22 protein-coding genes and 1 riboswitch are annotated in these 24,857 nt (G+C 42.5%); of the genes, 4 read left to right on the forward strand and 18 right to left on the reverse strand.

What is annotated here, in order from left to right:
* Positions 1 to 66 precede the first annotated feature (66 nt).
* Positions 67 to 777 carry a DUF421 domain-containing protein gene (locus ACFPA1_RS23325; protein ID WP_378586162.1) on the forward strand — a complete coding sequence of 237 codons (711 nt, stop codon included), beginning with the start codon at positions 67 to 69 and terminating at the stop codon, positions 775 to 777.
* Between the two features lie 66 nt (positions 778 to 843).
* Here the strand turns inward: ACFPA1_RS23325 and ACFPA1_RS23330 are convergent, their stop codons facing one another.
* From ACFPA1_RS23330 to larB, 11 genes are all read right to left on the reverse strand, one after another.
* Positions 844 to 1,092 (reverse strand): hypothetical protein, encoded by a 249-nt coding sequence (locus ACFPA1_RS23330; protein WP_378586165.1) that lies wholly within the window; start codon positions 1,090 to 1,092, stop codon positions 844 to 846.
* Positions 1,093 to 1,221: 129 nt separating this feature from the next.
* A complete protein-coding gene (locus ACFPA1_RS23335) occupies positions 1,222 to 1,521 on the reverse strand; it encodes a hypothetical protein (protein WP_378586167.1) in 300 nt (99 codons plus the stop codon).
* A 172-nt stretch (positions 1,522 to 1,693) separates the two neighbouring features.
* On the reverse strand, positions 1,694 to 2,185 hold the full coding sequence (locus ACFPA1_RS23340; protein ID WP_378586273.1) for a DUF456 domain-containing protein: 492 nt from the start codon (positions 2,183 to 2,185) through the stop codon (positions 1,694 to 1,696).
* Positions 2,186 to 2,324: 139 nt separating this feature from the next.
* Positions 2,325 to 3,578 carry a lactate racemase domain-containing protein gene (locus tag ACFPA1_RS23345; protein WP_378586170.1) on the reverse strand — a complete coding sequence of 418 codons (1,254 nt, stop codon included), beginning with the start codon at positions 3,576 to 3,578 and terminating at the stop codon, positions 2,325 to 2,327.
* Positions 3,579 to 3,685: 107 nt separating this feature from the next.
* Positions 3,686 to 4,693 (reverse strand): 4-hydroxythreonine-4-phosphate dehydrogenase PdxA, encoded by a 1,008-nt coding sequence (pdxA, locus tag ACFPA1_RS23350; RefSeq protein ID WP_378586173.1) that lies wholly within the window; start codon positions 4,691 to 4,693, stop codon positions 3,686 to 3,688.
* Between the two features lie 126 nt (positions 4,694 to 4,819).
* Positions 4,820 to 6,175, reverse strand: a complete 1,356-nt coding sequence (locus ACFPA1_RS23355; protein ID WP_378586176.1) for a four-carbon acid sugar kinase family protein — start codon at positions 6,173 to 6,175, stop codon at positions 4,820 to 4,822.
* 286 nt (positions 6,176 to 6,461) lie between these two features.
* On the reverse strand, positions 6,462 to 8,237 hold the full coding sequence (locus ACFPA1_RS23360) for a PrpR N-terminal domain-containing protein (protein WP_378586178.1): 1,776 nt from the start codon (positions 8,235 to 8,237) through the stop codon (positions 6,462 to 6,464).
* A 43-nt stretch (positions 8,238 to 8,280) separates the two neighbouring features.
* A complete protein-coding gene (gene larE, locus ACFPA1_RS23365) occupies positions 8,281 to 9,102 on the reverse strand; it encodes an ATP-dependent sacrificial sulfur transferase LarE (protein WP_378586181.1) in 822 nt (273 codons plus the stop codon).
* A gap of 329 nt (positions 9,103 to 9,431) precedes the next feature.
* Positions 9,432 to 10,766 carry a gluconate:H+ symporter gene (locus ACFPA1_RS23370; RefSeq protein WP_213143921.1) on the reverse strand — a complete coding sequence of 445 codons (1,335 nt, stop codon included), beginning with the start codon at positions 10,764 to 10,766 and terminating at the stop codon, positions 9,432 to 9,434.
* Positions 10,767 to 11,368: 602 nt separating this feature from the next.
* On the reverse strand, positions 11,369 to 12,358 hold the full coding sequence (locus ACFPA1_RS23375) for a LarC family nickel insertion protein (protein ID WP_378586184.1): 990 nt from the start codon (positions 12,356 to 12,358) through the stop codon (positions 11,369 to 11,371).
* On the reverse strand, positions 12,355 to 13,113 hold the full coding sequence (larB, locus tag ACFPA1_RS23380) for a nickel pincer cofactor biosynthesis protein LarB (protein ID WP_378586186.1): 759 nt from the start codon (positions 13,111 to 13,113) through the stop codon (positions 12,355 to 12,357). Before larB ends, ACFPA1_RS23375 begins: the two co-directional genes overlap by 4 nt.
* Before the next feature lie 295 nt (positions 13,114 to 13,408).
* Here larB and ACFPA1_RS23385 point away from each other — a divergent pair, with 295 nt between their 5' ends.
* Positions 13,409 to 13,726: a hypothetical protein gene (locus ACFPA1_RS23385; protein WP_378586188.1), complete on the forward strand. Its 318-nt coding sequence runs from the start codon at positions 13,409 to 13,411 to the stop codon at positions 13,724 to 13,726.
* 136 nt (positions 13,727 to 13,862) lie between these two features.
* Here ACFPA1_RS23385 and ACFPA1_RS23390 read toward each other — a convergent pair whose 3' ends face one another.
* The 5 genes from ACFPA1_RS23390 to ACFPA1_RS23410 form a co-directional block, all read right to left on the reverse strand.
* Entirely contained in the window at positions 13,863 to 16,922 is a 3,060-nt protein-coding gene (locus ACFPA1_RS23390; RefSeq protein ID WP_378586191.1) for an efflux RND transporter permease subunit, read from the reverse strand.
* A gap of 444 nt (positions 16,923 to 17,366) precedes the next feature.
* Positions 17,367 to 18,638, reverse strand: a complete 1,272-nt coding sequence (locus ACFPA1_RS23395) for an SH3 domain-containing protein (RefSeq protein WP_378586193.1) — start codon at positions 18,636 to 18,638, stop codon at positions 17,367 to 17,369.
* A gap of 251 nt (positions 18,639 to 18,889) precedes the next feature.
* Positions 18,890 to 19,252 (reverse strand): hypothetical protein, encoded by a 363-nt coding sequence (locus tag ACFPA1_RS23400; protein ID WP_378586196.1) that lies wholly within the window; start codon positions 19,250 to 19,252, stop codon positions 18,890 to 18,892.
* A gap of 23 nt (positions 19,253 to 19,275) precedes the next feature.
* On the reverse strand, positions 19,276 to 19,791 hold the full coding sequence (locus tag ACFPA1_RS23405) for an acyl-CoA thioesterase (protein WP_213144474.1): 516 nt from the start codon (positions 19,789 to 19,791) through the stop codon (positions 19,276 to 19,278).
* A gap of 198 nt (positions 19,792 to 19,989) precedes the next feature.
* On the reverse strand, positions 19,990 to 20,895 hold the full coding sequence (locus ACFPA1_RS23410; RefSeq protein WP_378586199.1) for a LysR family transcriptional regulator: 906 nt from the start codon (positions 20,893 to 20,895) through the stop codon (positions 19,990 to 19,992).
* Positions 20,896 to 21,473: 578 nt separating this feature from the next.
* Between ACFPA1_RS23410 and ACFPA1_RS23415 the strand changes: the two genes are divergently transcribed.
* Positions 21,474 to 21,629, forward strand: a complete 156-nt coding sequence (locus ACFPA1_RS23415; protein ID WP_378586202.1) for a hypothetical protein — start codon at positions 21,474 to 21,476, stop codon at positions 21,627 to 21,629.
* A 147-nt stretch (positions 21,630 to 21,776) separates the two neighbouring features.
* Here the strand turns inward: ACFPA1_RS23415 and ACFPA1_RS23420 are convergent, their stop codons facing one another.
* A complete protein-coding gene (locus ACFPA1_RS23420) occupies positions 21,777 to 23,972 on the reverse strand; it encodes a heavy metal translocating P-type ATPase (protein ID WP_378586204.1) in 2,196 nt (731 codons plus the stop codon).
* Positions 23,973 to 24,150: 178 nt separating this feature from the next.
* Positions 24,151 to 24,235: riboswitch (cyclic di-GMP riboswitch) on the forward strand.
* 22 nt (positions 24,236 to 24,257) lie between these two features.
* On the opposite strand from ACFPA1_RS23420, the gene ACFPA1_RS23425 reads away from it, so the two are divergent.
* Positions 24,258 to 24,395 (forward strand): hypothetical protein, encoded by a 138-nt coding sequence (locus ACFPA1_RS23425; RefSeq protein WP_378586206.1) that lies wholly within the window; start codon positions 24,258 to 24,260, stop codon positions 24,393 to 24,395.
* Between the two features lie 114 nt (positions 24,396 to 24,509).
* Here the strand turns inward: ACFPA1_RS23425 and ACFPA1_RS23430 are convergent, their stop codons facing one another.
* Positions 24,510 to 24,851, reverse strand: a complete 342-nt coding sequence (locus ACFPA1_RS23430; protein WP_378586209.1) for a winged helix-turn-helix transcriptional regulator — start codon at positions 24,849 to 24,851, stop codon at positions 24,510 to 24,512.
* Positions 24,852 to 24,857: the final 6 nt, after the last annotated feature.

Here is a 24,857-nt window from a genome sequence, read left to right on the forward strand (position 1 = left end):
ATTTGTCATAGCTTCTGGCGAGATTATAAATAAGGTATATTTTTACAAATGGATGGTGAGTGTCGCGTGGTGGAGATTTTTGCGAGGGCGGTTGGTGCCTTTGTGGTGCTTTTTTTGTTAACAAGACTATTGGGACGAAAGCAGGTTTCACAGCTTACCTTTTTTAATTATATCACCGGTATTTCCATTGGAACAATTGCCGGGTCGTTGACGGTTGACCCAACCTTGAAGATTTCCTCTGGTTTTGTCAGCCTTTTAACATGGTGCGGACTGACGTTGCTGGTGGCATTTTTTGATGTCAAATCAAGATCGTTCCGCAAGGTTATTGAAGGGGAACCGGTTATCGTTATCAAACAGGGAAAAATACTCGAGCATGTCTTGAAAAAGCAGCGCCTCGACATGGATGAACTGCAGGTCCTGTTAAGGAATAAAGATGTATTTTCGATTGAGGAGGTAGATTACGCGATATTGGAGACAAATGGGGAATTGTCCGTCCTCTTGAAGGAACAAAAGCAGCCATTGAGGCGAGGGGATTTACCGCCGGCACAGGCAATGGGCGTGGGAGGAACTCAAGCTGCGCAGATCCCGATTCCCATACAGGTGATAGCGGACGGGAAAATCATTGATGAGAACCTTCAGCCAGTTAACCTAAATATTGCCTGGGTCCATGAACAATTAGCCCAAGCAGGAACAGACCTATCAGAAGTCTTTTACGCAGAACTGCAAAAGGATGGCACTTTATATATTGATAAAAATACCGACCATTTTGTTCACTAAAGGTGAAGCAAAGGGACGGTTCTCATGCATCATTTATGCACGAGAACCGTCCCCGCGTTCCATCTATTAAAACCATATCCTCTTATTATAATCATAGTCAGACACATCGTAATTCTCTTCTTCTATTGTTGGGGAATTGTCTTCACAAGGCTCCTCCGACGGGTTGTTGGCTAGTAGTTCCATTAATAGTTCCATCGCTGCATCCCCTTTCCTCTTTCTATCTCTATTATAGTGGAAGCGGTTACATTTTGTCCCCTGGTTTTTACTGGAAATGATAAATAGGGACGGTTCTTGTGCACCACCAAAATGATGCACAAAACCGTCCCCATGTATCACATTTCCTGTAGCAGACCGCGTTCGGCGACCGGCCCTATGTTTCCGGTTCTTGTACCTCAGAATAACGAAAATGATGCACAAGAACCGTCCCCATGTATCACCCATGTTTCAAAGCTTCCATTCCGGAAAGTCTGTATCTTTTTGTTTTTCATACTCTCTCATTCTGGAGTATGAGTTTCCCAGCCTTCTTACAATGTTTCCTTGTTGGCTCGCTGTTACTTCCTTACCCTTCAACTCTTCATATTTATTCTTTGCAAACATGTTTGCCACATTAGCTAAACTTTCAATTGTGTCCATTAATTCAGGGTGATCACTGTTATACCTCTTGGCGATGGAGTAAATATAATCAAGTCTATTTTGAATAAGCTGAAGCGTTTCGATATCAAACTGTTCCTGTTCCTTTTTCATCACATTCCACTCCTTATCATATCCTTATGTTTAAAAAGTGATAATGGAACTAAATAAAAAATAAATAAAAGTGGAATAGTTTCAAATGATGAAATTACTATTTTGATTGCCATGTAAAATAGTGATACAACAAAAAGGGATAGCCGACGAAAACCCACCCATGGAGGACCTTTTAGAAAATTACATCAAAAGCAAACACACCAATCATAATCAGCTGGATAACGGCCTTTGCAACCGTCCCGCTTAAAAAGGCAAGCAAGGTAGCAAACGCCACTTTCGTGGATTCTAGGAAGGATTTTTTTTGCAGCAATTCCGTGATTAATACCAAAACAAACGGAACAATAATGACGCCAAAAGGTGGAATCACAAAGCTTCCGATGATTAGCCCCAGAGTTGCCGCCCGTGTCCCCCATTTAGAACCGCCAGCTTTATCGACAAAGTGTAGATTTGCCAAATAATCCGCCAAAAATAAAACAATTGTCAATAAGACAAGCATGGTCCACGAAAGCCAAGAAAGTTCGTTTGGGTTAATTCCAAAGTGATACAGCACTACCCCTGCCCAAATGAGCAGCACTGACGGAATAATCGGGTATACAAGACCAACAAAACTAAATACAAAGCAGGCAATGATAATAATCCAGAATACAATACCGAGAATAATAATTACCTCTCTCCTATTTAAATTCTATCAACATCATTTCTATATTATGTAAAAATATTCCTCTTTCCAATACATATAAAAAAACAGCTTCCAACTTGAAAGCTGCTTTTTAGTAATGATGCGCAAGAACCGTCCCCATGCATCAATGCATCGGTAAGAAATATCCGTCTGCATCGAATTTCATTTCTTGGAGTTCTTCTAATACTTCGATGTTTTCTTTGTCTTTTAGTTCGTTGAAGATGACTTCTGATACGTATAGTTCACCGATGTGGAGGGTGTTTGGAATCCGTACGATTCTTGCTTGTTCCGGTGCCACTCCCCAGGTAGCGCGCAGTGCTGCTTTCAATGCTTCTTGGTCATTGTCAAGGACAATTGGAATACTTGCACGAGCCAAGAAGGTACTGGTGACGACATTTTCATTCATGGTTTTGATATCAATTTTTTCAAATAAACGCTTGGTAGTTAAATCCGCTAAGCCGATTCCTAAAGCGTTGCCGTGGCTGACCTCGCTTAAATTGGAGGCAATGACATATTTGATGCTTGGCTTTTTCGGCTCTTCAACGCCCAACACCCGGATTCGGCCGATAATGTTCGTATCAAAGCCGGTCCCGCTATAGTTTTTGCCGATTTCATCCACTAGCAAAATATCCATTTCGTCGACTGGCAGGCTTGGCATTAAGGTAAAGGCTTTTTTCAATAATTCTCTTTCACGTTCTTCGATCTGGTCCGGTTCTATAGCTTCAATGATCGCCGTTTCTTCATGAGCATTTTCCACAATGCCAATTCCAAATAGAGTGTTGGACTTGGCAATCGCCACTTTCCCTACTTCAGGCATCATTTCACTGATTCCTTTAATGCCATAAGTATGTAATGCCAGGGCTTGTTTATGCTTACCCATTCCGATGGACGCCATTTTTAAGACGCCGCTTTCAATTTTATTTTTAAAATCTGTATGCGGCTTGATGCGGCCCATCACGATGATGCCATCTGCATTGTAAGCAATCTTATCAACATAAACTGGGATTCCCTCTGATGTGACGCCAACTTCCTCGACGTCCATGGAGGAACGGATCTCGCAGCCAGTGAATTCTTCGGTTACACCTAAGCTTTCCACCATCTCTTTTTGCCCTTCAGCTGTAGCGCCGCCGTGACTTCCCATTGCCGGAAAAACAAACGGAGTTGCGCCTCTCTTCCTAATTTCATCTGCCACACTTTTCACGATTAAAGGGATATTGTTAATCCCCCGGCTGCCTACGGTAATAGCAATCTCCATGCCCGGCTTGATTTTTTCATCGGCATTGACTTGCTGGAATTGCTCCGCAATCGTTCCAGGGATATCCTGTAAACTTTCGACTTGAAATTTTTGTCTTATTTTCGCCATTTTAGGAAAAGACATAGTACTACTCCCCTTTCAAAAATAAACACCTTATTCATAAAAGAATTTCACACATACAAAGGCAGCAAGAGATCGGATAATGACCTCTTGCTTCAATTTCATCATAATTATATTGCCAAGTTCTCAGGAGCCAATTCAATCGCCATGCGAATCGCTTCTTTTAATGATTGCTCATCCGCAATATTTTTTCCAGCGATATCAAAAGCAGTTCCGTGGTCAACGCTGGTACGGATTGTTGGCAGACCAACCGTAATGTTCACGCCAGCTTCAAGGCCCAATACTTTAATTGGTCCATGGCCTTGATCATGATATTGTGCCACGACAATATCAAAATCACCGCGTCTTGCTCTGAAGAATAATGTATCAGCAGGAAGCGGACCTTGTACATTAATGCCTTCTGCTTGAGCTTTTTCTATAGCTGGAACAATTTTCTCTTCTTCTTCACCATGTCCAAACAAGCCATTTTCGCCTGCATGCGGGTTGATGCCGCAGACTGCAATTCTTGGTGACTTGATCCCTGCTTTTTGCAGTGTATCATGCGCAAGCTTGATCACTGTATATTGGCGCTCAGCATTAATTTTATGAATGGCGTCAAGAAGTCCGATGTGGGTAGTCACATGGATTACTCGTAGGTTTGGTGCAGAAAGCATCATCGCGAAATCTTTTGTGCCTGTTAATTCTGCCAAAATTTCAGTGTGGCCAGGATACATATGACCTGCTTTGTGCAGCGCTTCTTTGTTTAAAGGAGCGGTACAAATGCCGTGAATTCTTTGTTCATTCGCAAAAGAAATGGACTTTTCCAAATAGCGGAATGCTGCATTTCCTGCCTCTGAAGAAACTTGGCCCCAAGGCAGGTCTTCGGAAACTAAATCTAAATCGATAATATCAATAGTTCCGTATTCATACTTAGCTTCTTCAGGATTTGCAATGCTGTTTAATTGAAGATCAACATTCGTAACACCTAAAGCTCTTTTTAAAATTTTCAAATCGCCGACTACAAAGGGACGGCAATTTTCGTAGACGTTTTTGTCATTCAAGGACTTCACAATAATTTCAGGTCCTACACCTGAAGGGTCTCCCATTGTAATTGCAATAACTGGTTTATTTGCTGCCATCTTCGTTTCCTCCCGTTATAACATCTTATTACGCCAAGCATATGTTGAATAACACATCAATGGTGCATTACGGCATATGCTTGGCGGTTGTCCTATTTAACACTATTTCTTCAGCTCATCTAAAAATTAGCTACATACATACGGAGTGCCAGTATGACGCCAATCGCGGTCTTTAACATGAGCATTTACATCCGTAATGGTTTGTAAAGCATTGGCGAGGGCTTGGTCCGTTCCAAAGGCACCCGCTTTTGTCACTAGCGGCAAACCGTCAAAGAAGCCGCCGAACAATTTCCCGTACGGAATCCCGGCCTCCACTTCACCAATGACGCGAATTCCTTCGCCATTCAATACCTTACATGTGGCTCCAGCAATATCCCCGCCTGTTAAAATCGCCCCGCAGATAGACTTGCTATCAATTAATTGGCCGGCAATCACACCCATTGATTCGGCAATGGTATAACCTACATCAAAATTCGATATTCCTAGTTTCTGTTGCAGACCCTTCACTCGATTGATGGTCTCGCGCTCACGATTGGTCGTGACCACTAAATCGCCTTTATCCAACAATGCCTGACCAGCCTTCACAACCCGTTCAATTTCACGTTTTCTCCTGTCTTCATAAAAGAATTCTTCCGGAGAAATGACAATTTCTTCGACATGAAATTTATCTTTCAGAACTTGAATTTGCCGATCAATGACAGGATTTACACTACCCGCTACGACCAGCACCGGAAGTCGGTCATCCGACTGTTGATGACGCAATACCTCTTCACGCTTGCCTGTGTTGAAAAGATGATAAGCAATTCCGGCTGAACCTACCCATAGGAAATTCTCTTCTAAAATTTCCGCCGCTTCGACAATCATTTTTAATTCTTCATCAGTCGTTGCATCCACGACGATAATTTTTGAGCTATCACCCGAAGATAGATCTTTTATTTTTTCTGATAGATGACTTTTACCTTTTTGCACATCCGAAATGGAAATGAAGGTGACTTCCCGCTTACTTTGCTCCTGCAGCAATTTAGGCAGGTAGCTTTCTGTTACTGGGCAGACAGGATCCTGAGCAATAGGCGTTTCCTCTAAAAGAACACCATTCACATAATGATACCCATTCGTGGTCACTCGATTACTTTTCGGAAAAGCCGGAACCACAAACGAGGTTTTTAACTTATATGCATCCATGACGGCATCAATCTCTGGGCCAATATTTCCCCTCATGGTAGAATCAATCTTCTTGAAAACTTTTGAAACAGACAATTTATTCAATTGTGCCGCTAGATTAAACACTGCTTCATAAGCCTTTTCTGCGCTTAAGGCACGGCTATCTGAATTTAAGACAATCACATCTGCACTTAAATGTGCTGGCTGTAATTGTGTCTCGGCAAATAGCACTGTCGTGTTTAACCCTTGTTTGGCAAATTGAACACCCGTATCATTGGCACCTGTTAAATCATCTGCTATTACCGCTAGTTTCACCTGCATCCCGACCCCCTTCTATGCTATTTCTAGTTTGTCTTGTATCGAGTTTTATTATTTTTCATCGGATTTAAATCGCCTATTCACATTGGCATGATAAGCTCTGCAACAAACCAATAGATTTATTATAAAGTTTTTAGATGCTGTTTTATTTTTCACCTAAAAACGCTTTCAGCAATATTAATATTAAAACAAAATGTTGCATTTGGCAATATATCTAGAAAAAATGTCACAAAAAAATTCATTTTGTTGCTTTTTGCATCATTTTTTTTCATAAAAAAAACGCAAGCTATTATTTTAGCTTGCGCCACAGCGTAGAACGGTTAATGCCTAGACGTTTGGCTGCTTTCGATTGGTTTAAGCCTTCTTCCTCAAGGACTTTGGTGATAACTTGTTTTTCGATTTCTTCTAGTGTGCCGTTTAAATCAATAGAAGTTAAGGCCTCAGCCCTTTTCTCCGGCTGCTCGCATTGCGCTAAAACCGCCGCCACATCTTCCATCTCAATATAATAAGAACTTGTCTGTTTAAACAATTGCTCGATGACTTGTTTGAGCTGTTCTACATTGCTCGGCCAATCATAGCTGGCAAGGTTCGCCAAAGCGTCAGGCCGAATCCCAACGACCCCATTGCCGTATTTGGGATGAAGATCAGAAATAAAGACATGAATTAAATCCTCAATATCTTCCCTGCGTTCCCGGAGCGGCGGGATGTAAATTTTTTGCTGCCCTAAGGTTTGGTACAGTTCACAATCAAAAATGCCGCTCTTGACCTTTTCTTCCATATTGTCCTCGGAAGACACCAGCCACTTTATCTTTTTGTGATGATCATTCTGGACGATGTGATATAACTCCTTTTGTATATCAGCGCTTAAATGATCAATGTTTTTTACATAAATGACGCCATTAGCGTATTTTTGAAAAAAGTCTTCGACCATGAAATCCTTCAGCTGCCCTGCCCTTAATAAATCACTATGCAACACAATAAAGGGGTCATATAGGTTATTTCTTTTCACATAAATCGCGTGGGCCGCTAATTCTTTTCCATTTCCCTTTTCTCCGGAAATCCACACAGCTTCGTCACTTACACTGTATTGATCAATCTGTTTTAACACTTTCTGAATCGATTCACTTTTTCCAGAAAGAGAGACATACGAAGTGGATGTACGGAATTCGATAGCATTTTTCGCTTCTCTCTCCCCAACCTGTACAACGGATTGGTTCGAAAGATTTTTTTCGAAAAATAAAGCAATCGCACCGTCTTGAGGACAAGCAGCAATATTCCAGATTGACTGATTGATGTGAACGGCTCTTGTTTGCTTTTCCTTTGTAAACGCTGTTTCTTGAATCAGCTTTTTTATATCGTTGGAATTTTCAACAATCATCCAATGAAATTCGTGATTAAAACGTTCATTCCCATATACAAGTTTCTCTTCTTTATTAAAAACACCGATTGGTTGTTCGTTACAATCGAGAATGGATTGAAATAACGAAACATCCTGCTGCAGCTGCGAGAAGATACGATAGGATCTTTTCGCTTCCTCCAATGCATCCATAATCGCTTCCTTACCTGAAGTGATCAGAACGCCTGTTAGCCCCAATTGCTTGGCTGTCTGAACCGTGACCACGTCTCCGATAATCACTTCATAGCCATGCTTTTTTAAATTCGTTAAGATTTCTTTAACCTCGGTATCTTTTGTAATGGTTAAAGTTTTAATATCCAAATCAAGAATCTTGCAGATTGTCCCTGCACCTTGCGTAATATTCGAGAAGCCAACGATTGCCGCTTTACGCGAAAATCCCTTTACGAGGGTGATGATGCGTAATACATCATAACCGGACACTTGAATATCTATTACCGGTATGGATACCGCTTCCTGAATCAAGGACGCTGTACCGCCGCGGCTGATGATAACATGATAGCCATTATTTTCGGCTTCCTTGGCAATGGCCACACCTTCATAAAGATTCCCTAACTCGATATCGAATTGAAAATCCTCCACCTCTTGTTGGATATCTTTCATCATTTCATATAGTCCCTCATAAGGAACAATAACCAATGCTTTAATCATTTTCCCCTCACCTACTAAACATCCTCTATTCTTCTATTTTCCATTAGGACTCAGCTTTAGTAAAGCTTGGTGTTAACACTTTATTCATGCTCCCGCTCATATAGCCTTGAAGATCAAGGGTGACATATTTATAGCCGAAGCGCTGCAGGTTTTCTTGAATCTCTTGATGGTTTGCTAACACTAACTGCAAATCTTGAGGCTCCACTTCAATCCGAGCAATCTCGTCATGTGTCCTAACGCGCACCTGCCGGATACCTAGTAATTTTAGATATGCTTCAGACTTTTCTACCTTTGTTAATTTTTCCTGCGTGATCCTTTCACCGTAAGCAATGCGGGAGGATAAACAGGCCAACGATGGTTTTTCCCAGGTAGGCAGATTTAATTGCTTGGAAAGCTCACGAATTTCTTCTTTAAAAAGATTTGCCTCCTGTAGCGGGCCGCGGACACCATGCTCTCTCGCTGCGCGGACGCCGGGACGATGTTCACTCATATCATCAGCAATTAAGCCATAGACCACGTTTTGGAATCCTTTCTCGCGCATGATGGGAACAATTTCTTCGAACAGTCCGTTTTTGCAAAAATAACAGCGGTTCCGGTCATTTTCCGCGTAGCCCGGAATACTCAGTTCAGAGGTTTCAATCACTTGGTGTATGGCACCAATCAGCTTAGCGAGCTTTTTCGCTTCTTCCAATTCACTGGATGGATATGTTTCAGAATCAGCCGTCACAGCCAAAACGTTTTCCACTCCTAAAACATCAACCGCCACTTTTAATAAAAACGTACTGTCGACACCTCCGGAAAAAGCAACAACCACATTGCCCATCTCTTTTAAGATATCTTTCAAACGCTCGTATTTCTCGTTCATACAGATTTCCACCTATCTATATTTTTATATCTATTTTATTGATGCATAACAAACCATTTTTTAAAAACGTTCTGTTCCTTTGCATTTTGCAACACATTTTAATTATAAGCGAATTTCTCCTAAAGTAAAAGTAATTACTAAAGCGATTTCAAGAATATATTTTTTAAATGAAAACTCGCCGATTGGCGAGTCCGATAGGACGAAGACAGAGGCGCTAGTTGAATTTATGCGTTAGGGAATTATAAATTTTGAAAAAAATTTATAATTTCCTATTAGCCAAAAAAAGAGCCATTTTATAGAATCTCTATAAAATGGCCCCCTTTTGTTTTTTACAAGAACATATCTAATATTAAGGTAAATACTAATCCGGATACAGCCACAATAGTGGAAAGTACGGTATAGGTTCCGAATGCTTCTTTCAAAGTCATGCCCATAGATTCTTTAACCATCCAGAATCCCGCGTCGTTAACGTGTGATGCCATGGCACTACCAGCACCAGTTGCAAGTGCAACTAATTCCAAGTTAACATTCGGCATAGTTGCAAGTAACGGAAGAACCAAGCCAGGAGTTGTTAAGGTTGCAACAGTTCCGGATCCTAGGCAGACACGTAGTAATGCTGCGACAATCCAGGCAAACAGAACTGGTGACATATGGGATCCTTCGAATAATTTAGCAACATAGTCACCAACGCCGCCATCAACAATAACCTGCTTTAAGGCACCGCCGCCGCCGATAATCAATAGCAGCATTCCCAATGCGTTGACTGCTGAACCACAGGAATCCATCAACTTGCTCATTGGAATTTTTCTTGCTATGCCCATTGTGTAAACAGCGAACAGAACGGAAAGAATCATAGCGGTGTCAGAGTTCGTGATAAAGCGAATAACGGTGATGAACGCATTTTCTTTTAATCCCATAATATCGACAATCGCACCAATCGCCATTAAGATAACAGGGAATAAGGCAGTGAAAACGCTGATTCCAAAACCAGGTGTTTCTTCTAATTTAAATGATTTCGCCACACCAAAGGACGAACTGACTTCTCTATTGAATGCAGATGGAACAATTTTTTGAGCCAATTTTGGATACCAAATACCTGCAATAATAACAGTTGGGATCGCAACAATGATTCCGTACAGTAACATTAGACCAACATTTGCATGATATTCAGCAGCAACAGCAATTGGGCCTGGATGCGGCGGCAAGAAAGCATGTGCAGCCAACGCAGCCGTTACCATCGGAAGACCTAATTTGACAACCGAAACTTTTGCTTCTTTTGCGATTGAGAAGATAATCGGAATTAATAATACAATGGTAACCTCAAGGAATAGGGCAATTCCGCATATGAATGAAGCGATTAGAACAGCCCATTGAATTCGTTTTTCACCAAATTTGTCAATTAACGTTGAGGCGATACGATGCGCACCACCAGCGTCAGCGATTAATCGGCCAAGCATGGCGCCAAGACCAAAAATGATACCGATATGTCCAAGCGTTCCGCCTAAACCGGTTTCAATTGAATGAACAACATCTTTCACTGGAATGCCCAGTAAAAGCGCGACGATAAAAGACACAATGATTAAGGATACAAATGTGTTCAATTTGAATCGCATAATTAAAAGAAGTAATAATAGTACCCCGATAGCAATTATGACTAAAGGCATAATGTCATCCCCCATGTAGTATTTTTTTATTTTTTATGCTGCAACTTTTCATTTTACACATGATGCTTTTAGAATTGTCATGCCTTCAACGTTTCTGTACTTTCACCGAATTCTCTTATCACACATGCAAGTGCTTACAAATAAGAAGAAAAAATAAAGACTTTTAGAGTCGTTCTGTGAAAGTCTTTTTAAACTTTGGGACATTTTACCTAAATCATGGTAAATAGATAATATTTGCAACACATATATCCACTCAATGTTTCGGACAATACCAAAATTAAAATAACGTTGGTATTTGCATCACATTGGGAACGTTATCATTTTATACTGTAACGAATAATCTTGTCAATAGGATAAAATAGATTGATTTTGTTTATTTTTTCAACAGTCACCACACAAGAATGGAAAAATACCAACTTTCACTTGCAACACCTTAAGAAACCGCGCATTGTCGGCCTTGGACAACGTGGTTTACATTCTATTTTTCCCATTCTGTTTTGATTATTCTCTATTAAAAGAAAAATAGTTTTTCAAAAAAAAAAAACGGATAAAGGGAAGACACCTTTATCCGTTTTTTGAATATTTTTTTTTAATCCTATCGCTTACTCTCCAATAATGACTCGAAGGACATTTGGACGGTCTTTGAAGGTTTTCGTGCCTGCCCCATAGCCAATAGCCTTTACTTCAAATGATGGAATGGTGCAAAATTCTTCTGCCAGTACGGCTGCAATCGCTGCACCTGTCGGGGTTGTCAGTTCAAATCTGACATCGCTTTGTTCGATCGGCACACCTTTTAAAATTTCTAACGTGGCTGGTGCTGGGATTGGATAAATGCCGTGGTCGATATGTATTCTTCCTGTGCCGACAGGAATAGGTGAGGACTTGACTTTCTGTATGTCTAGTTGATGAAGTAAGATTGCTGCACCAACAATATCAATGATGGAGTCGACGGCACCTACTTCATGAAAATGAACCTTTTCTAATGGCACACCATGAATATGTCCTTCCGCTTCACCAATTTTGCGAAAGATTTTTAACGAAGTCGCTTTTACTTCCGCTGCTAACTCGGACGATTCAATCATTTTTACAATATCACTGTATGACCGGTGATGATGGTCATGTTCATGATGGTGATTGTGCTCATGATGATGATTGTGCTCATGATGATGATCGTGTTCTTGATTATGATCGTGTTCATGATGGTGGTCGTGCTCATGATGGTGATCGTGTTCATGATGGTGGTCGTGCTCATGATGATCGTGTTCATGATGGTGGTCGTGCTCATGATGGTGATCGTGCTCATGATGGTGATCGTGTTCATGATGGTGGTCGTGCTCATGATGATCATCGTGTTCATGATGGTGGTCGTGCTCATGATGGTGATGGTCAGCTTGTGTCAACAACACATCAAACTTCGTACTAGTAATACCGTTCTTCACGATTTTCTTCCAGGTTAATTGATATTCATCTTCAAAATGAAGTTTTTTTAATTCTTTTTCTAAAATAGCTGGATCTGCACCTGCATCCAGGAGGGCGCCGATAAACATATCCCCGCTGACCCCTGAAAAGCAGTCAATATAAAGTGTTCTCATCCCTTGTTTGCTCCTTTTTTTGCGATGTTATCAATCAGGACAGCGTTGTATGCTCCACCAAATCCATTATCAATATTGACCACACTGATACCTGAGGCGCAGGAATTCAACATCGTCAGCAGGGCGGACAAACCGTTGAAATTTGCACCATATCCAATGCTCGTCGGAACGGCGATGACCGGATGAGAGACAAGACCACCAACCACACTCGGCAGTGCCCCTTCCATGCCTGCAACAACGACGGAGACTGTCGCCCGTTGGATTTGGTCAATATTATCAAATAAGCGGTGGATTCCTGCAACACCTACATCATAAAAGCGGCGGACGTTACTGCCCAGTGCTTCGGCCGTAACCGCAGCCTCTTCTGCCACTTTCAGATCGGACGTGCCTGCGCAAACAATGGCAATGTAGCCTTGATAATCATCCACTTTAGTGGTGTTCTTTTTCCAAAAGAGAATTTGCGCTGTTTCATTATAAATAAATTCCGGATGTTCCCGAAGGATATAATCCGCCTTATCTTTTGAAATTCGTGTCACTAATACATCGTTATCTTTTGACCGGATTGCATGGATAATGGAAAGAATCTGCTCTTGCGTCTTCCCTTCCCCATAAATCACTTCCGGGAACCCCTGCCGATTTTTCCGGTGATGGTCGACTTTAGCAAACCCCAAATTCTCATAGGTAGCTAACTTTTCTTTTGCTTCAGAAACCGTTAATTTGCCACTTTGGACTTGCGACAATATCTCTTCTAACATTATTTTCACACACCTTAAACAAACTTGTTCGAACCAAACCATATCATCTATTATTTTCCTCGGCTGGTCCAAACATACTTTGAAAGCCGCTATTTGCCGGCCCACCCAATTATAGAATAATCTTCTTTAAAAAGCACAACTGAAGGTTTTTACTTTTTCAAATGAGGCATGGGGACGGTTCTTGTGCCTCAAAAAGTATCGCGGCAACCCTTTATGGGTATAAAGTCCGAGGGAATTTAGAGGGATATTACTTTTGCCTTTCATTTCATAAAATACATATATGGGGGTTAGCAATATGTTCAAAAGACTAATTATCTTGGTTATTCTTTTATCAGTTTTATTGGCATTGGTTTTGCTGAAAAATAATACACCTTCTCCTGTGAACAATACGCCAACGGCAAGCAGCGATTCCGCTGGGTTCACTACTATAGAATACGAGATTACCGATATTAAGGGTGAGCAATACTACGGTAAGGGTACCGACGGGACGAAAATCGAATTTTCTGCGGATAAAATCAGCGAGGGTGAAAGAATTCAAGTTCACGATACGGTCATTTGCTATTTTGATAAGCATAATTTTGGAAAAGGGTTAGTGAAAGTTGAAAAGAAATAAGCACCTGTAAGCTTGATGTTACAAAAAATGCACATGGGATTGAGTGTTGCAATCCGCATGTGCATTTTTTATTGGCACCTTGAATAAAGACAACCTATTAAATAGTCCGTTTCCCTTGATAGGGATTCGGTCTTTTTTACTGTTTTTGCTGATGAAACGCGAGAACCGTCCCCGTGTTTCGTTTTTCACCCTTGGCTATGATGCGCAAGAACCATCCCCGTGCACCACTTAGTAGGTGGTACATGGTTGGGACGATGACGAGTGTGAGCAGGGTGGATGTGAGCAGGCCGGATATGACGACGATGGCGAGTGATTTGGAGATGAGTCCGCCTTCGTCGGATAGGGCTAATGGCAATAGGGCGCCGATTGTGGCAAGTGCCGTCATCAAGATGGGACGAAGACGGGTTTTTCCGGCCTCAAGCAGGGCAGCTTTCAACTCCATGCCCTTCTGTTCATTTTGCTTCACCCGGTCCATCAGCACAATGGCATTGGTGACGACGATTCCGATTAACATTAAAAATCCTACTAACGCCGGCATTCCTAGTGCCTGGTTCGTCAAATACAATCCCAGCAATCCGCCGGAGAATAAGAATGGCAGCGATGAGAGAATCGCAACTGGCATTAACGTATTGCCAAATGCAACAAGCATCACAATAAACACCAGCACAACAGCGACTGCCATCGCAATCATCATATTCGTAAAGCCTTCATTCATCGCTTGTGCCTGGCCTTCGGAATGATAGGTAATCCCTGCCGGCAAATCCAACTCGGCCATCCGCTTATCCACCTCAGCCTGCACACCTGAAGCATTGTCAGTGGTGATGCGGCCCGTCACCTGCACATATTGCTGCTGATTTAACCGGTATAATGCCGACGGACTTGGTGCTTTTTTCAACGTTGCCACTTCAGATAGGGTGACTTGCTGCCCGATCGGATTTGTCATGCTTTGGCTCATGATCTTATCAATGGAGTCTAACGAATCCCCTGCCAATGACAAATGGATGTTTGTCGTTTTCCCTTCCACCTGCATGTTGGCGACCGTATCTCCGGAAATCAACTCCCTAACATAACCTGCCACCATGATTGGATTTAACCCCATTTCCGCAGCTTTTGCGTCATCGATTTCCAACTGTAACTGTTCCTTCACTCCCGAAAGGTTCGATTCGACATTTTCCAACCCATCGATACCTTTCAGCTTTTCTGTAATCATTTTTCCAGCCTTCTCTAAATCCTCGGCGTTCCCCCCTTCAACCATTAACGCCAAACCGCTTGTTCCGACAAGGCCAACGGGACTGAGCGCTACAAGCATTTGAGAATCAAGCTTTTCTACCTTGTTTCGGACCCGTTTCTCAAAATCTGTTGTTTGATTCTTTGTAGTGTCATCCTTCAGGTCAATCGATAAACGGACATATTCCCCATTCACAACGACTTGAACATGTTTCACCTGTTTTTCCTGCTTTAGGATTTCTTCCATTTTTACAGCAATCTGGTTTGATTTTTCCAGCGAAGTTCCAGCCGGTAAATCGCCTGTCAGCCGGTAAGATACAGCTTTTTCCTGCGGCAGGAAGTTCTTTGGAATTAGCGGAACTAAGACTAGCGATCCGGCAAATAGGACAACAGCCAAAATGATTGTGATTGCCCGTTTATTCAACACCCAGGCTAGCGTATGCCGATAGGCTTTTTCAAAAATCGATTCCTTGACCTCTTTGTGTTTGATTCCAAGTAAAAATAATTTTGCCAACAGCGGCACGACAGTTAATGACACAATCAGTGAGAAGGCGAGTGCCACAATGACCGTAATGCCGAACGGGGCAAAGAAGCGGCCAATGATTCCAGGTACAAAGGAAAGCGGGCCAAAGACGGCAATCGTCGTCAACGTTGAAGAAGTGATGGCTCCGCCCACTTCCTTTGCCGCTGACAGCACAAGCTTTTCATTTCGGTTCGGGCTTGTTAGCGTGCGGCGGTAAACATTTTCGATGACCACGATTGAGTCATCAATGACGCGGCCGACTGCCACGGCGATTCCGGCGAGTGTCATCATGTTTAAGCTATAGTCAAAATACTTCAGCGTAATCATTGAGGCCAAGATGGACAGTGGAATGGAAAGCACAGCCACCAGCGTTGCCCTGATGTTACGTAAGAAAAGAAAAGTGACAATTACGGCGAACAATGTTCCGAGCAATACCTCGCGAAGCATGCCATCAACAGATGATTTCACTTCTTTTGACGTATCAAATAATTTCGTTAAGGTGTAGCCAGTTGGAAGATCCAGTGCATCCAGCTTTTCCTTTGCTTGCGAAACGACTTCAACGGTATTGGAGCCAGGCAGCGCCTTCATTTCCACGAGGACCGCAGGCTTTTCATTCAGGCGGGTATACACCATTTCTTGTTTGTTTGTGTAAGAAATATCGGCAATGTCGGCCAGCTGTAGTTTTACGACCGCGCCCGTTGGCCCTTGTGCTAAAATCTGAATCGCTTTTACATCTTCAACCGAATCAAGCTTGAAATCAGCCTGCACGTTGAATGTTTTGTCATTGATATTGACCTGCCCGGCTGGGAATGAAAAATGGTGAGCCTGCAGTGTTTGCTTGACCGTATCATAGGTCACACCTTGCTGCTTCATTTTTTCCGGATCGAGTTTGATTACCACTTCCTTTTCAGTCTCGCCCGAAATATCGATAGCCCCGGCTCCATCAATTCCGGTCAAGACCGGCTTGATCCGCTCGTTGATATATTGCGTCAGGTCGGATTGATTAGCAGTTTCCGATGACAGCGCAAAGGTAAAGACGGGCATGGCGGAAGGGCCATCCTTTAGAATCTCCGGTTTTTCTGCACCAGCAGGCAGCTTGATGGTTGAGGCTGCGGTCGTGACTTCCTTCTCCGCTTCATCCATATCCTTGCTCATCTCAAATTCAAGAATTCCGATAACCATATTACTGTGGGCTTCTATATATAAGTTATCAAGCTTCTTGATTCCCGACAGCGTTTCTTCGAGCGGCTTGCCGATATCCTCTAATCCTTGCTCCGGGGTGGCGCCGACATATGGAACCTGAACGACAATATACGGAATGTCAACATTCGGCATCGACTCCATTTTCATTGTTTTGACGGAATAAATCCCCCCAGCAATCACCATCAACATGGCGATAAAAATAACCCCTGCATTCTTTAACGAAAACCTAATCCACGATTTCATAACTTCTTTTCCCCTTTTTATTCGGATATATTTGGGTGTATTTACCTTTTTTATTATAGAGTTTCCAACCCTCCATCAACCTCGGGCAGCTGCTGTAATTATAACTAAGACCTCAGACCTAGAGGGAATGAGGCATGGGGACGGTTCTGGTGCATCAAAATAAGGTTTCTTGCAGGAACATCTAACAAAACTATCAAAGAGGAACAAGTGAGGGAAATTATAGGATGTACTTGACTAACAATTGGATTTTTTTCAATTTTTGATACAAACAAACATTTTTTAATGAAAACTTATTTGAAGGAGAAAAAAACTCCCCCAGCGTTGTGCTGAAGGAGTCTTGGGATATTTATTTTATTTTGCGGATGTTCTGGATGAGGCACAAGAACCGTCCCCATGCATCACGCCACTGGTGAGGCACGAGGACCGTCCCCGCGGATCCGAGTTTTATCTAAGCGCGACCAGGGTCATTTGTTGTCCTCTTTTTGCTTCAAGGGTTAGGGTCACTTGTTTTCCTTGGCGGTTAAAAAGTTCATTGATCATGTTGCCTGATGCTTTTGCACTGTAGGTTCGGCCATCAGGGGTGTTGAAACGGAAGACTCCGTTTGGGTTTACTCCGCCGATTTGCGCTGTTACGCTAATTTGACTTGGCGCGGAGGCAGTTGCCTCACTAGGGATGTTAATAGTTTGGCCAATTTTCAGCTTGACCGGGTCCACTGTTGGGTTTAGTGCCTGAATGGCTGCAACTGAGACCCCAAGCGCTTTACTGATTTTTGTAAAAGTATCCCCGCTCTTAATAACATACACAGATGTACTTGTCGTTGAGCTGTTGGGTTTACTAGGCTCATTATTTGCCAAAGTAGGTGCGTTATTAGTTAAATAAGCAGCACTTACGTACGCTGTTTTGCCATTGTATTGAATTTGGGCCCAGCCAAATGAGGTTGAGGTCACGGACACTCCTTCGTTAAATTTTAACGAACCGAGTACCGCACCGCTCATGGAAGCAGATTGTCTAACTCTTAACGATGTGGCGGTCACAAACATCGTTTTTGCTTGAGAAGCAATAACTTGTTTTTGCGAAAGGTACGCTGCACTAACATAACAAACGCGTCCGTTAATCAGGATAGCCGCCCATCCGTTTTCGATAAATGCAACCTTGATATCTTCCCCTTTTTTATAGGTTCCAAGTATGCTGCTATCCGTGTTCGGCCGGGAACGGACATTCAGGGTTGTGGCGGTCACAGTCCTGTCTTCCACTTTTGGCAATAGAATTTTTTTACCGTTAATGGACGTAATCCCATTGGCGTCTAATATCTCCTGCGCGGTGACTCCGTGTTTTGCCGCGATGGTTTCAATATTTTCACCCGATTTAACCTGATAGGTGTATTCTTGAATAAATGCGGCATTCGCTGCACTTGTAAACAAACCAAAAACAACGGTAAAAATGCCTGTCACAACAAGCTTTTTCACGACATTGCTTTGAATCCATTCGTTAACCTGCGAAACATATGTATTCCAATTTGCCCGAATGTCTCTTAAGAAGCATTTAACATCTAACACATTTCGGATATCAAACTGGATGCTTTTATAATATTCACGTTTTTCCATCCTTGAAGTGAATACTGGCAGACTTTGCGTTTTCTTGCCGTTTCCGTACGTCACTTTCCTGCTAAGCGTCATTTCACCATTTACAACCATTTCTCTCGTCAAAATCATCATGTCTCCAATTCTCTCTCTATTTGGTTAAAACTGCCCCACTATAGTAATCGTCACAAAGGATCATTTTACGTCCCAAAATTGTCATAATTAGTCGAAAATAGATGAAGTTGGACTGACTTCCATGTTTTCTTAACAGAAATGGGTATTGTCTTTGCTTGAAAAAGAGGAGAGAGAAATGGGGGCACAGGTAAAGCAAAGGGACGGTTCTTGTGCCTCAATTTTTGAGGCACGAGAACCGTCCCCATGCATCATTATCTGATGAGAGTTGGACCGACTAGTGCTTGTGGGTTTTCGCCTAATGCGAGTTTGCTGATGTTTACGTAGCCTAATTGTTTGTAGTTGTTTAGCAGTTGTTTTAGGTCACGGAATTTGTTGTCTGTTTTTAATTTTTCTATTTCACCATAATAAACTGATAGTACGTATTCATCCTGGGTTGCTGGCTCGTAATGGCTTGAGTCTTCATCCATCAGTAAGGAACCCATATATTGATATCCATAATGAAATTGGCGGGTCAGTTTAACAATATTAATAAATTTTTGATATATGGAAGCATTTAATTTTTCGATAGCCGTTTGCACATTTTTCAATTCCTTATAGCTTGAAACGATGACCATGTATTTCTCCCCCTTGATTCGTATTAATCCCATGGCTTATCTACTGTAAGTTTAGACACGAGTTCTTTGTTTTGCTGCCTTTTCAGCTTGCGGATTTGTTCGCGTTCTTTGCCTGTTTCAAAAAGAAACTTCTCTTCCTCTGTTTCCGGAATCACTGCAGGCACTTCGATTGGCCGTTTATTTTCATCTAAAGGAACAAACGTAAAGAACGCCGTAGCCGCAATTCTTCGGTTTCCTGTTTCCAAATCCTCAGCAACTACCTTGCAGAAAATCTCCATTGACTTTTTCCCTGTATAGCTGACAAAGGATTCGATGCAGACCGAATCACTGACGCGAATTGGTTCGATGAAATTGACGGAATCTGTTGATGCTGTTACACATTCCTTAATCCGTGTATGTCTGCGGGCAGAAAGCACTGCACAGGCATCCATTTTCTTCATTAGAACGCCGCCGAATAATGTATGGTAGTTGTTCAAATCATTGATGAGCACTTGGTCGGTTTGAACAACACGTGTTTCTTTCACTTTTTTTGATTGCATTTCCATCACCCTATATATAAAAATGCCTTTGAAGCGTTCGCCTCATTAGGCATTAAATTTTTTATATGTTAATTATAATACTGCCACTGTGTTAATATACAATGCCGATAGAACATGGTGTTCATAACAAAACCGTATGAAGGCGCTTCCTGTCAGGCGAAACCGAAAAAAGCTCCCCCTTTTACAAGAGGAAGCTTTCTAATAATTTCCAGTGGAGGGGTTTTCCTTCGCCAGTTTTACCCTCGCAAAGCGGATAAACTCTTTGGCAACCTTCGATAGGTGCTCCTCCTTTTTCCAAATCAATGCCAGATTCCATTCAATCACCGGATTAGTGACGGGAATGGTTTTAAAATCATTTTTCAATTCCAAACAAGTAGTCTCAGGCAGTAACGTAATCCCGATATTGTAGGCAACCAATTCCTGAATAAAGTCCAACTGGGAGGTTTCAGAAATAATCGTCGGCTGAAATCCAGCTCCCCTGCAGGCCGTGATGACGAGATTTCGCAGTTCAAAATCCTTATTAAACATGATAAAGCTTTCTTCTTTCAGTTCCTGCAGTGATACTTCTTTTTTCCCGGCCAGATGATGTGATGGAGGAACAACCAGTTTCAGTTTTTCTTTTACAAACATATATTTGTCCAGAAGATCATTTTCTTCAGATAGAACGACGACTCCAAAGTCGAGTAAACCATTGATAATCTTCTCTTCTATCCGTTTCGACCCATCCTCTTCTAATTGGAAGGTCACCTCTGGATATTCCTGATGGAACGATGCAATCAGCTGTGAGAAAAAAATCGAATTGGTGATCGTCGGAAGCCCGATGCGGACATGCCGCGTTTTTAACTTAAGCACGGTATCAAGCTCTTCGCTCAATAGCTGCAGCTGTTCCTCGACTTTTACGGCATGTTTGACGAGAACCCGCCCCGCATCCGTCAACTCCAGCTTTTTCCTCGTCCGAATGAACAGAGGCGTCCCCAGTTCATCCTCCAACGACTTAATAATCCTGCTCAGCGCCGGCTGCGTAATAAACAAATTCTCCGCCGCCGTCGTAAAACTCCCCGTCCGTGTAACCTCAATAAAACACTCCAACTGTTTAAACTCCAAGCACATCAATCACCTTACATAAATTTAAAATATTATATAGTTTACCACAAATTGATACATGGGTGATGCATGGGGACGGTTCTTGTGCATCAAAATTACAAGTTCAAAGAGACTGTTTTATGATTTTTCGGGAGACTTTTACAGGTTTCCCGTTTTTCTTTTTCAACCAATCGTTTGGTTGGATTCCGACAAAACCCCGTTATTATTACTCTTTTCATAGAATTCAATGGAAAAACTCGTCGAAAATTGCTTGGGAAATAGAAGATGCTTTTCCTCTATACTCAAACAAATTTCGAGTTTTCCGTTAGCAAAAAAAAAAAAACACCCTGCCTAAGATGTAAGCAAGCATCTTTCGAAAGTGAGGCACGAGAACCGTCCCCATGACCTAATATAAAATTGGGTATGAGTACATAATAATAGTTGTGTGAGATCAGAAAAGTCTTCGGAACAGACCCAACCAGGATTTCTTCTGTGCTTCCACAAAAAAGGGATACTGATTTGCGTCAGTACCCCCTTTTTTTTCATGCCTTATTTGCGATTTTAAAAAAGACTAATCGGAAAGCGAGATGGAATGAATCGTGTCTAATAATCAGGGTATGCAACGAGATCAAACGCGAGAACAAATTGAGAAACACGATAAAAGAAACGATATTGAATTAGGCAATGAATTTCAAATTGGAAACACCAGTTCACAAAGCCAGAAAAAAAGCGGACGCCAAGTCAATAAAAAATAACTTCATTTTAATGTAATAAACAAAGCAGCTTGCCCATCAACGGAGGCAAGCTGCTTTTGAAATTGAGGCATGAGAACCGTCCCTGTGCATCACCATGCATCATTGGAAAACGCACTGAAAATGATGCACGAGAACCGTCCCCATGCATCACATTCTGTTTAGGCGAAGGGCGTTTAGGACTACTGAGACGGAGCTGAAGGCCATGACGGCGCCGGCGAGCCAGGGGGCTAGAAGGCCGAGCATGGCGAATGGGATGCTGATGATGTTGTATAGGAAGGCCCAGAGGAAGTTTTGTTTGATGTTGGTCATGGTGGCTTTGCTGATTTGTATGGCCTCGACCACCTTGCTCAAATCTCCTTTGATGACGGTAATGTCACCGGATTCGATGGCAAGGTCGGAGCCGGTCCCCATGGCGATGCCCACATCCGCAACGGTCAAGGCTGGGGCATCATTCATCCCATCCCCCACCATCACCACCTTCTTTCCTTGCTTCTGCAATGCTCGGATGATTTCCGCCTTTTGCTGTGGTGTGACGGTCGCTTTCACCTTTGAAATCCCGGTCTTTTTTGCAACCGCCTTGGCAGTCTCAAGGTTGTCGCCTGTCAGCATGATGACGTCCAGTCCCATCCCTTTCAAGCCAGATACCACCGCTTTCGAGGCTGGTTTTACCTCATCTGCAACAGCAATCATCCCGGCAAAGCGGTTTTGAATCGCAACCGCCATCACCGTCTTCCTTTCTTGTTCTTGTCGTGCAATTTCTTTACCCGCTCTAGGCGGAATATAAAGTTTATTTTTCAAAAAATAACTTGGATTCGCAATCAACACGTCTTTTCCACTCACAAACGCCTTAATTCCATAACCCGGGATTGCGACAACCTCATTTGCAATTGGAAGACTAACTCCCCTTCTCCGGGCTTCTGCTACGATAGCCTTCGCGATTGGGTGCCCCGAAGATCCCTCCACCGCACCGATAATGGCAAAGAACTCTCCCTCGCTAACATGCTCTACATACACGTCCGTAACGTGCGGCTCGCCTTTCGTGAGCGTTCCGGTTTTATCCAAGATTACCGTGGTGCTCTTCCCTAGTAATTCAAGAAACTTCCCTTCTTTAAAAAGAATCCCCGACTGGGCGGCTCGTCCACTCCCAACCATGACGGACGTAGGCGTGGCCAATCCTAAGGCACAAGGGCAGGCGATAATTAAGACGGCAATCATCTTTTCGAGCGCCGCGCTTAAAACCCCCGGCTCAAAAATCCAATACCACAGCACAAACGTAAGCAGCGCAATAACAATAATAATCGGAACGAAAATGCCCGTAACTTTATCGGCGATATGCTGAATTGGCGCCTTTGAGGCCTGCGCTTCCTCAACAATTCGAATAATTTGCGATAAGGTCGTCTCAGAGTCCCGTTTTGTGACCTTTATTTTTAAATTGCTGTTGTGATTGATGGTCCCGGCAAAGACAGTATGACCGTTGCTTTTTTCAACAGGGATGCTTTCCCCAGTTAACAATGACTCGTCAACCATTGAGTTCCCTTCAACAACCTCCCCGTCTATCGGGACTTTTTCGCCTGATTTCACGATAATCACTTGCCCTGGAGACAGCCGGTCAACAGGCGATGGAGATTCCTTTCCGTTCAAAAACAAGGTGGCCGTTTTCGTCTGCAATTGATAAAGCTGCTTGATTGCCTGTGTGGTTCTCATTTTTGTTCGGGCTTCAAGAAATTTTCCTAATAAAATGAATGTAATGATAAAAGCACTTGTTTCATAATACAACACTGGATGCGCAGAACTACCTAAGTGTGTGAACGTTAAATAATGGCTGTAAAAAAAAGCCGCCGACGTACTTAGCACCACTAGAACATCCATATTCGCACTGCCGCTTTTCAGCGCTTTCCATGCCCGTTCGTAAAATTTGAACCCGATGATAAATTGAATCGGAATCGTTAAAGCAAATTGGAAGAGGGGCTGGAGAAACAGCTCTGGCACGTCGATAAAAGAAGCCCATGTAAAGTGGGCAAACATAGCCCACGCTAAAGGTACAGTAAGCAAGGCCGAGACAAAGAAATGCCGCTTGAGAACCGTCATTTCTCTCCGTTTCTCCAGCTCGGACTGTATATGATTCTGCCGGTCGATTTTTGCATCATAGCCAATTTTAATGATTCTATTGATAATTTCCTGAATGCTTGTCCGATTCTTACTGAATGTGACGCGCCCCTTTTCCGTTGCCAGATTGACTTGCACTTCCTCGACCCCGTCTATTTTGGAGACAACTTTTTCAATTCTGGCAGCGCAGGCGGCACAATACATCCCACTAATCTCTATATGGGCCGTTTCCTTCATCCTCGACATTCACCACTTTCAACTTCCTCAAATTAATATATTCTATTAACAATAGGAGAGCTTTAGAACGATGCATGGGGACGGTTCTTGTGCATCAAAACGAGCCGAAAATGAGGCACGAGAACCGTCCCACGTTTCATTTTCGACAAATATAGACAAATTTCTTAAAATCCTTTAATCTATGTAAGGGCAAAGTCACTGTAAGGTGATGACGCAAAGCTATAGGGGCCTCTGTGATGGAGCAAGGCCAGCCAGCTGCCATCAAATGAATGAGGGGGATTTTTGATGTCAAAGAGTTACTGGCTTACACCGGAGGAAGTAATAAGAAGGAAAAAGATGAAGAAGAACCTTGTATATGTCTCTATTGTTTTTACCACAATCGTTCTTAGTGCATTACTAACAATAGTTTCGAATCAACTGTAAATACTCGATATCCGAAGCTAAGGGCAGCATGTTATTGCTGCCCTTTTTTATTTGGAAAAATAGTTGGGGGACGGTTCTTGTGCATTAATGAGGCACAAGAACCGTCCCCATGCCTCACTTCTGCCTTGTTTTAACCCAGTGGAGAATGGAAGTGATAACCGCCTCAAGTTCCTTGCCTGCTGGAGTTAATTCATATTCGACTTTCTTTTGTGAAGGGACAAGGACTTTTTTGATGACTAAGCCTTCTTTTTCAAGATCGCGCAGTCGTTCGGTTAAAAGCCTGTCAGAAATGCCAGGAATGTTCTCCACAAGCTCATGAAAACGTTTCGGCCCATTCAGCAATTGATAAATAATAATCCCCATCCACCGTTTTCCGATAAATTCAATCGTCCCATGGAAATCCTTGCAGATTTTACTTATCTCTTGTTCAGTACAGCTACAGTTTGATTTTTCCATTTCCTT

The organism is Neobacillus sp. GCM10023253 (assembly GCF_042653105.1).
GTDB classification, from domain to species: domain Bacteria; phylum Bacillota; class Bacilli; order Bacillales; family Cytobacillaceae; genus Neobacillus; species Neobacillus citreus.